Source organism: Kitasatospora sp. NPDC056181, assembly GCF_042266225.1.
Classification (GTDB): Bacteria; Actinomycetota; Actinomycetes; order Streptomycetales; family Streptomycetaceae; genus Kitasatospora.
The window spans coordinates 1-7,402 of record NZ_JBHJUK010000257.1 but is presented as its reverse complement, the minus strand read 5'-3'; the positions used below and the strand labels follow the sequence as shown (position 1 = coordinate 7,402).

The 7,402-nt window shown below is 72.8% G+C and carries 7 protein-coding genes; 6 read left to right on the top strand and 1 reads right to left on the bottom strand.

Going from position 1 to position 7,402, the window contains the following annotated elements; all coding sequences use genetic code 11:
• The 5 genes from ACFC1F_RS42140 to ACFC1F_RS42120 all read left to right on the top strand — a co-directional run.
• A partial coding sequence (locus ACFC1F_RS42140) for a hypothetical protein (RefSeq protein WP_376166970.1) occupies window positions 1-182 on the top strand: 182 nt, incomplete at its 5' end.
• A gap of 254 nt (window positions 183-436) precedes the next feature.
• A complete protein-coding gene (locus tag ACFC1F_RS42135; protein ID WP_376166968.1) occupies window positions 437-1,762 on the top strand; it encodes an ammonium transporter in 1,326 nt (441 codons plus the stop codon).
• Window positions 1,759-2,097, top strand: a complete 339-nt coding sequence (locus ACFC1F_RS42130) for a P-II family nitrogen regulator (RefSeq protein WP_148645409.1) — start codon at window positions 1,759-1,761, stop codon at window positions 2,095-2,097. The genes ACFC1F_RS42135 and ACFC1F_RS42130 overlap by 4 nt, the downstream gene beginning before the upstream one ends.
• Before the next feature lie 624 nt (window positions 2,098-2,721).
• A complete protein-coding gene (locus ACFC1F_RS42125) occupies window positions 2,722-4,467 on the top strand; it encodes a carbohydrate-binding module family 20 domain-containing protein (protein WP_376166966.1) in 1,746 nt (581 codons plus the stop codon).
• Window positions 4,468-4,605: 138 nt separating this feature from the next.
• Window positions 4,606-4,827 (top strand): hypothetical protein, encoded by a 222-nt coding sequence (locus tag ACFC1F_RS42120; protein WP_209416644.1) that lies wholly within the window; start codon window positions 4,606-4,608, stop codon window positions 4,825-4,827.
• A gap of 99 nt (window positions 4,828-4,926) precedes the next feature.
• On the opposite strand, the gene ACFC1F_RS42115 is transcribed toward ACFC1F_RS42120, so the two are convergent.
• Entirely contained in the window at window positions 4,927-5,733 is an 807-nt protein-coding gene (locus ACFC1F_RS42115) for an SDR family oxidoreductase (protein ID WP_376166964.1), read from the bottom strand.
• A gap of 390 nt (window positions 5,734-6,123) precedes the next feature.
• On the opposite strand from ACFC1F_RS42115, the gene ACFC1F_RS42110 reads away from it, so the two are divergent.
• Complete coding sequence (locus tag ACFC1F_RS42110) at window positions 6,124-7,191, top strand: alpha/beta hydrolase (protein ID WP_376166962.1); 1,068 nt, start codon at window positions 6,124-6,126, stop codon at window positions 7,189-7,191.
• The last annotated feature ends 211 nt before the right edge of the window (window positions 7,192-7,402 follow it).

The window sequence follows — 7,402 nt, the reverse complement described above, 5'->3', positions numbered from 1 at the left end:
CGGTCAACGGCACCGCGCTGAAGACCTACTCCAACGTGGACGCGGCCGCCGGCTACCAGCTGCGCACCTTCGACCTCTCGTCCTACGCGGGCCAGACGGTCACCCTGAAGTTCGCCGGCACCGAGGACTCCTCGCTGCAGACCAGCTTCGTGATCGACGACACCTCGATCGCCACCAGCTGAACCCCGGCCGGTGACACCGGCTGAAACCAGGTGAGACAGGGAGCGGGGCCCGGCAGCGACGGCTGCCGGGCCCCGCGTCGTCCGCCCGCCCGTGAGCTTCCGGAAACCGCCCGGCAACCGCGGGGCAACCGCCGGGCAATACGAAACACGGGCGAAACGTGTCCGTCCGCGACCGGAAACCCGTCCTCGCGACACTCTCCCAACCGCGACCTGCGAACCCCACCCCGACGCAGGCCCTTGGGAAGGCACGCCCTATGTTCCTGGCTGACTCGTCGCCCGGCCTCGACACCGGTGACACCGCCTGGCTGCTGGCCAGCACCGCGCTCGTCCTGCTGATGACCCCCGGTCTGGCGCTCTTCTACGGCGGCATGGTCCGCACCAAGAGCGTGCTCAACATGATCATGATGAGCTTCGTCTCGATCGCCGTGGTCACCGTGGTCTGGCTGCTGGCCGGCTACTCGCTGGCGTTCGGCCGGGACGTCGGCGGCTGGGGCCTGATCGGCGGACCGGAGCACCTCGGCATGGCCGGGATCACCCCGTCCTCGCTCACCGGCCACGTGCCCACCGTGCTCTTCGCCACCTTCCAGCTCACCTTCGCGGTCATCACCGCCGCCCTGATCAGCGGCGCCATCGCGGACCGGGCGAAGTTCGGCTCCTGGGTGGCCTTCACCGCCGTCTGGACGCTGCTGGTCTACGTCCCGGTCGCGCACTGGGTGTTCGCGCCCGACGGCTGGATCCTGTCGGGGCTCGGCGCGCTGGACTTCGCCGGGGGCACCGTCGTCGAGGTCAACTGCGGTGCCAGCGGCCTGGCCCTGGCGCTGCTGCTCGGCCCGCGGATCGGGTTCCGGAAGGAGGCGATGCGCCCGCACAGCCTGCCGTTGGTACTGCTCGGTGCGGGCCTGCTCTGGTTCGGCTGGTTCGGCTTCAACGCCGGCTCGGCGCTGGGCGCCAACGGCCTGGCCGCGTCCGCACTGCTCAACACCCAGGCGGCCGGCTGCACCGGGCTGCTCGGCTGGCTGCTGGTGGAGAAGCGGCGGGACGGCCACGCCACCACCCTGGGCGCCGCCTCGGGTGCGGTGGCCGGCCTGGTCGCGATCACCCCGTCCTGCGGTAGCGTCGACCTGGTCGGCGCGCTGGTGATCGGGCTGGCGGCGGGCGTGGTCTGCTCGTACGCGGTCAGCTGGAAGTTCCGGTTCGGCTTCGACGACTCGCTGGACGTGGTGGGCGTGCACTTCGTGGCCGGCGTCATCGGCACCGGGCTGATCGGCCTCTTCGCCACCGCCGCGATGACCGGCGGACCGGCCGGCCTGCTGCACGGCGGCGGCCTCGGGCAGCTCGGCAAGCAGCTGGTGGCGGTCGCCGCCGTCGCGGCCTACGCCTTCGCCGCGACCTACGGGATCGGCCGGGCGGTCGACCGGGTGATGGGGTTCCGCGCGAGCGAGGAACACGAACTCACCGGCCTGGACCTCGCCGTGCACGCCGAGACGGCGTACGATCACGGCGTCCTGGGGCACGGCACGACCGCCCACGCCACCACCACCGTGTTCACGCACCCGTCCGACAGGACCCCCTCCGCATGAAGCTGATCACCGCGATCGTCAAGCCGTTCAAGTTGGACGAGGTGAAGAACGCGCTGCAGGCCGTCGGCGTGCACGGACTGACCGTCACCGAGGCCAGCGGGTACGGCCGGCAGCATGGGCACACCGAGGTCTACCGGGGCGCCGAGTACCGGATCGACCTGGTGCCCAAGGCCCGGATCGAGGTGGTGGTCGAGGACGAGGACGCCGAGCGGGTGATGGACGAGATCGTCCGGGCCGCCCGTACCGGGAAGATCGGGGACGGCAAGGTCTGGGCGGTGCCGGTGGAGTCGATCGTCCGCGTGCGGACCGGCGAACGCGGGCCGGACGCCGTCTAGTTCCCTCCCCCTCCTGCCGCCGGGTGTCGTGACCCCGGCGGCTCCGGCCGTCGGCGGCGGTCCGCCGCCACCGCGGGGCGGGCCGTCAGGACCTGTGGGTGGGCCCGGACCCGTGGGCGAGGGGGCCGGTGGCGGTCGCCCCGGAGCCCCGGAGCCCCGAGGGCCTGCGGGCCAGCGCCCTGCCTTCGGCGAAGCGGCCCCGGCCGGACGGCCCGTGCCGGCCCGCCGCGGGCGTCGCACGGTGAGGTGAAGGCCTGTGAGGCCGGGCCGTGCACCTCGACCGGGACCGTCCCCCGCGCCCTGCCCGCGCCCTGCCCGCGCCCGGCCCGCCCGGGTGTGCCGCCCCGGGCCCCCTGCCCGGCCGTGGTCCTCCGCGCCCGTCCGCGCCCGGCCCGCGGCCGGTCCCGGCCGTTCCTGCCCGGCCCCCCGTCGTCCGCGCCCGTCCATGCCGGGCGCGCGGGAAAGTCGCACACGAGCTTTCCGGAGCTGCAGAAACGTTGTTTCCAAGGCCTTGACGGGTCCAGGTCGCGACCCTAAGTTCAGCGCTGCAAGTTTCAGAAACGTTTCAGCAAGTTTCACGAGCGGTACCCCAGGCTGCCCCCACCCCAGCCCCCAGGAGACATCGTGGTCACCACCGCCCCCACCCGCCGGCCTGCCCGGACGGCCGGCGCGCTCACCGCCTCGGCGGCGCTCGCCCTCTCACTCACCGCGGCGTTCGGCGCCGCCCCCGCCCAGGCCACCCCGCCCGGCAACGGCAAGGACGTCACGGCGACCCTCTTCGAGTGGCGCTTCGACTCCGTCGCCAAGGCCTGCACCGACACGCTCGGCCCGAAGGGCTACGGCTTCGTCGAGGTCTCGCCGCCCCAGGAGCACATCCAGGGCAGCCAGTGGTGGACCTCCTACCAGCCGGTGAGCTACAAGATAGCCGGGCGCCTCGGCGACCGGGCGTCCTTCAAGCGCATGGTCGACACCTGCCACGCGGCCGGCGTCAAGGTGGTCGCCGACTCGGTGATCAACCACATGTCGGCCGGCTCCGGCACCGGCACCGGCGGGACGAACTACAGCAAGTACAACTACCCCGGGTACTACCAGGACCAGGACTTCCACTCCTGCCGCACCGCGATCAGCAACTACGCCGACCGCTCCAACGTGCAGAACTGCGAGCTGGTCAACCTCTCGGACCTCGACACCGGCAGCGCCTACGTCCAGCAGACCATCGCCGGCTACCTGAACGACCTGGCCTCGCTCGGCGTCGACGGCTACCGGATCGACGCCGCCAAGCACATCGCCGCCGCCGACCTCTCCGCGATCAAGGCCCGGACGGCCAACCCCAACGCGTACTGGGTCCAGGAGGTCATCTACGGCGCGGGCGAGCCGATCCAGCCCTCCGAGTACACCGGCACCGGCGACGTCGACGAGTTCCGCTCCGGCACCTGGCTGAAGAGCGCCTTCCAGGGCGGTCGGATCGCCGACCTCGCGAACTGGGGCTCCGGCCTGCTGCCGGGCGACAAGGCCCGCACCTTCGTCGACAACTGGGACACCGAGCGCAACGGCTCCACGCTGACGTACAAGGACGGCTCCGCCTACACCCTGGCCAACGTCTTCATGCTGGCCAACCCGTACGGCGCGCCCAACGTCTACTCCGGCTACGCCTTCACCGGCCACGACGACGGCCCGCCGAACGGCGGCACCGTCAACGCCTGCTACAGCGACGGCTGGAACTGCACGCACGCCTGGCGGCAGGTGGCCAACATGGTCGGCTTCCGCAACGCGGTGGCAGGCACCGGGATCACCAACTGGTGGTCCAACGGCAACAACGCGATCGCCTTCGGGCGCGGCAACAAGGGCTTCGTGGCGCTGAACCGCGAGTCCGGCCCGGTCACCCAGACCTTCCAGACCTCGCTGCCGGCCGGTTCGTACTGCGACGTCCAGCACGGCGACCCGGCCGCGGGCGGCTGCACCGGGCCGTCGTACACCGTCGGTTCGGACGGCCGGTTCACCGCCACCGTCGGCGCGGGCGACGCGGTGGCGCTGTACGTCGGCGCGCCGGGCGACACCGGCGGCGGCAACCCGGTGGGCGGCGGCGCGTCCTTCGCGGTCAACGCGACCACCGTCTACGGCCAGAACATCTACGTGGCCGGCAACACCGCCGCGCTCGGCGGCTGGGACACTGCCAAGGCGCTGCCGCTCTCCTCGGCCGCCTACCCGGTCTGGAAGCTGGACGTGGCGATGGCCGCCGGTACCGCGTTCGAGTACAAGTACATCCGCAAGGACGCCGCCGGGAACGTCACCTGGGAGTCCGGCGCCAACCGGACCGCGACCGTGCCGGCCTCCGGCCAGGTCACGCTGAACGACACCTGGCGCAACTGACCCCGGTCTCCGCGCCGACGGCCGCCTCCCGTGCACCAAGGGGGCGGCCGTCAGCCTGTCGTGACGGAGGATCACCCGGGCGAGTGGCTTCACGGAGTCCAAACCCCCGGGTCGGGTGAACGCTGCCACCATCGCGGGATGAGCACCACCCCCGTCGTCCTCGACGTCGAACTCTGCGGCGGCCGCTGGGACGGCCACCGCAAGCGCGTCAACGCCACCGCCCCGCCGCCCTCGCTGCGGATGGTCCTGCGCGCCGAACTGCCCGCCACCGACGCCGGCGAGTACTGGCCGACCACCAGCGTGTACCGGCTGGACGAGGAGGGCGGCCGACGGCGCTACCGCCACTCCCACGACGAGTAGCGCCGGCTTCCCCGGTACCTCCCGCGGTGGCTTCCCCGGTTCCTCCCGCGGTGCCGGCGCCGGCCCCTCCCGTGGCGGGGGCGCCGCCACCGGACCGGCTCAGCCCCGTCCGATGTAGGGCATGGCGGTCGCCATCACGGTGGCGAACTGCACGTTGGCCTCCAGCGGCAGCCCGGCCATGTGCCGCACGGTGCGGGCCACGTCGGCGACGTCCATGGTCGGCTCCACCGTGACCCGCCCGTCCGCCTGCCGCACGCCGACGCTCATCGCCGCCGTCATGTCGGTCGCGGCGTTGCCGATGTCGATCTGCCCGCAGGCGATCCGGTACGGGCGGCCGTCCAGCGACAGCGACTTGGTGAGCCCGGTGACGGCGTGCTTGGTCGCGGTGTACGCGATCGACTGCGGCCGCGGCACGTGGGCCGAGATCGAGCCGTTGTTGATGATCCGGCCGCCCTGCGGGTCCTGGGCCTTCATCTGCCGGAACGCGGCCCGCGCGCAGAGGAAGGCCCCGGTCAGGTTGAGGTCGACCACGGCCCGCCACTCGGCGACGTCCAGCTCGTCCACCGGGGTCGGCGCGCCGAACGTCCCGGCGTTGTTGAACAGCAGGTCGACCCGGCCGAACCGCTCGGCGGCCGTCGCGAACAGCGCGTCCACCGCCGCCGGGTCGGTGACGTCGGTCGGCGCCACGGCCACCGCACCGCCCGCCGCACCGCCCGTTCCCCCGTCGTCCGTCCCGTCGCCGCCGGTCCCGGCCGCGGCCGCCGCGCAGAGCCCCGCCGTCTCGCGCAGCGGCGCCTCCCGCCGGCCGGCGAGCACCAGCCGCCAGCCAGCGGCGGCCAGCTCCACGGCCACGGCGCGGCCCACCCCGCTCCCGGCTCCGGTGACGACGGCGATCTGCTGGGGCATGGCGGCTCCTCGGGCGCTGGTACGGGCGAACTGATCGTCCCCGATCGGGCTCCCGGGGTCACTGGTACGAGGGCCCAAAACGCGGCGGGCCCGGACCGCGCGCGACTGTGCTCCCCGCCGTCCGGCGGGGACGCCCCCCGCCGATCGGCAGGCTTGTCGAAAGCCTTTACCGGATCGGGAACAAACATTGGATTGACACTGGTCCAACCGCAACCGGCTCGCCCCGGCCCACGTCATAAGATCGCAGGACGGCACGCCTCCGCGAGGGGCGGCGCGCCGCCTCCCGGGGGCCACGGACGACGTCGTGCCCCCGGCCTGTCCGGCCCCACCCGGGGGCCACCGCCCGGCTCCCGACGGAGCGGGCGCGACACCGGTCGGAGAGTCCTCACCTTGCAGCCGCAGTCCACCCGTATCCGCGCCGTCCTGACCGGCGCCGCCGCCTTCACCCTGGCCGCCTCGCTGGCGGCCTGCGGCAGTACGGACGCCGGCGGGAAGAAGGGGGACACCGCCAAGGCCGCCGGCACGGCGAGCGCGAGCGGCAGCACCGCCCCCGGCTCCCCGTCGGCCGCCGGCAGCACCTCCGCGGCGCCCGCCAGCGCGACCCCGACCGCCTCGGGCAAGGTCCTGATGCCCACCGGCCCGGCTGCGACCCTCACCAAGGCCCGGGACACCGCCGCCGGCCAGATCCTGGTGACCACGCTGGCCGGTGCCAAGTCGGGCGTCTCCGGCAAGGTCTGGGTCTGGCTGCCGCCCGAGTACAACGACCCGAAGTTCGCCAAGACCGGCTTCCCGGTGCTCACCCTCTTCGCCGGGGGCCAGAGCAACGGCTACAACACCTGGACCGACGACCAGCTGCCGATCCAGCAGGTGAACGCCGAACTGTCCAAGGCCGGCAAGGCGCACCCGTTCATCATGATCATGCCGGTGCAGAACTTCAACAGCGACGAGAAGAACGCCCTGGACTGCGCCGACATCCCCGGCCAGCCCAAGATGGGCACCTGGATGGCCGAGGACATCCCGGACTTCGTCCGCGCCAACTTCCGCACCGTGAAGGGCCGTGACGGCTGGGGCCTGATGGGCGCCTCCACCGGTGCGTTCTGCAGCGCGAAGCTGGCCCTGCAGCACCCGGACAAGTTCAAGGCGGCCGTGCCGATCGACGGCTACTTCAACCCGGACTCGGGGCTCTGGAAGGGCCACGAGGCCGAGCGGCAGGCCAACAGCCCCGAGACGATGGTCGCCCTGGGCAAGGCCGACGTGAAGATGCTCGTCACCGCCGGCGGCGCCAACGCGTACGAGACCAAGCTGGTCAAGGCGTGGGTCGCCAAGGCCACTCCGCCGCTCGCCATCGAGTACTACGAGCAGCCCGGCGGCAAGCACCTCACCAGCGACTTCAAGAAGATGATCCCGGACACCCTGCAGTGGCTCACCAAGAACCTGGCGGGCCCGCAGAGCGACTGATCCGCAGAGCGACCGACCCCCGAGCGACCGACCCCTGGGGGCCACCGACCCCGGGGCGACCGCCCTCGGGAGCGACCGACCCGAGCCGCCCGCTCGACCCGCGCTGATCCGCTGACCCGCCGCCCGGTGCGGCCGCCGACGGCCCGGCCCCTTTCACCTGGACCGACGACCAGCTGCCGATCCAGCAGGTGAACGCCGAACTGTCCAAGGC

What these genes read in the sequence shown, in the direction of transcription:
- ACFC1F_RS42130 (WP_148645409.1), top strand. Translation starts at nt 1,759, where the DNA reads ATGAAGCTGATCACCGCGATCGTCAAGCCGTTCAAGTTGGACGAGGTG.
- ACFC1F_RS42115 (WP_376166964.1), bottom strand. Translation starts at nt 5,733, where the DNA reads ATGCCCCAGCAGATCGCCGTCGTCACCGGAGCCGGGAGCGGGGTGGGC.
- ACFC1F_RS42120 (WP_209416644.1), top strand. Translation starts at nt 4,606, where the DNA reads ATGAGCACCACCCCCGTCGTCCTCGACGTCGAACTCTGCGGCGGCCGC.
- ACFC1F_RS42135 (WP_376166968.1), top strand. Translation starts at nt 437, where the DNA reads ATGTTCCTGGCTGACTCGTCGCCCGGCCTCGACACCGGTGACACCGCC.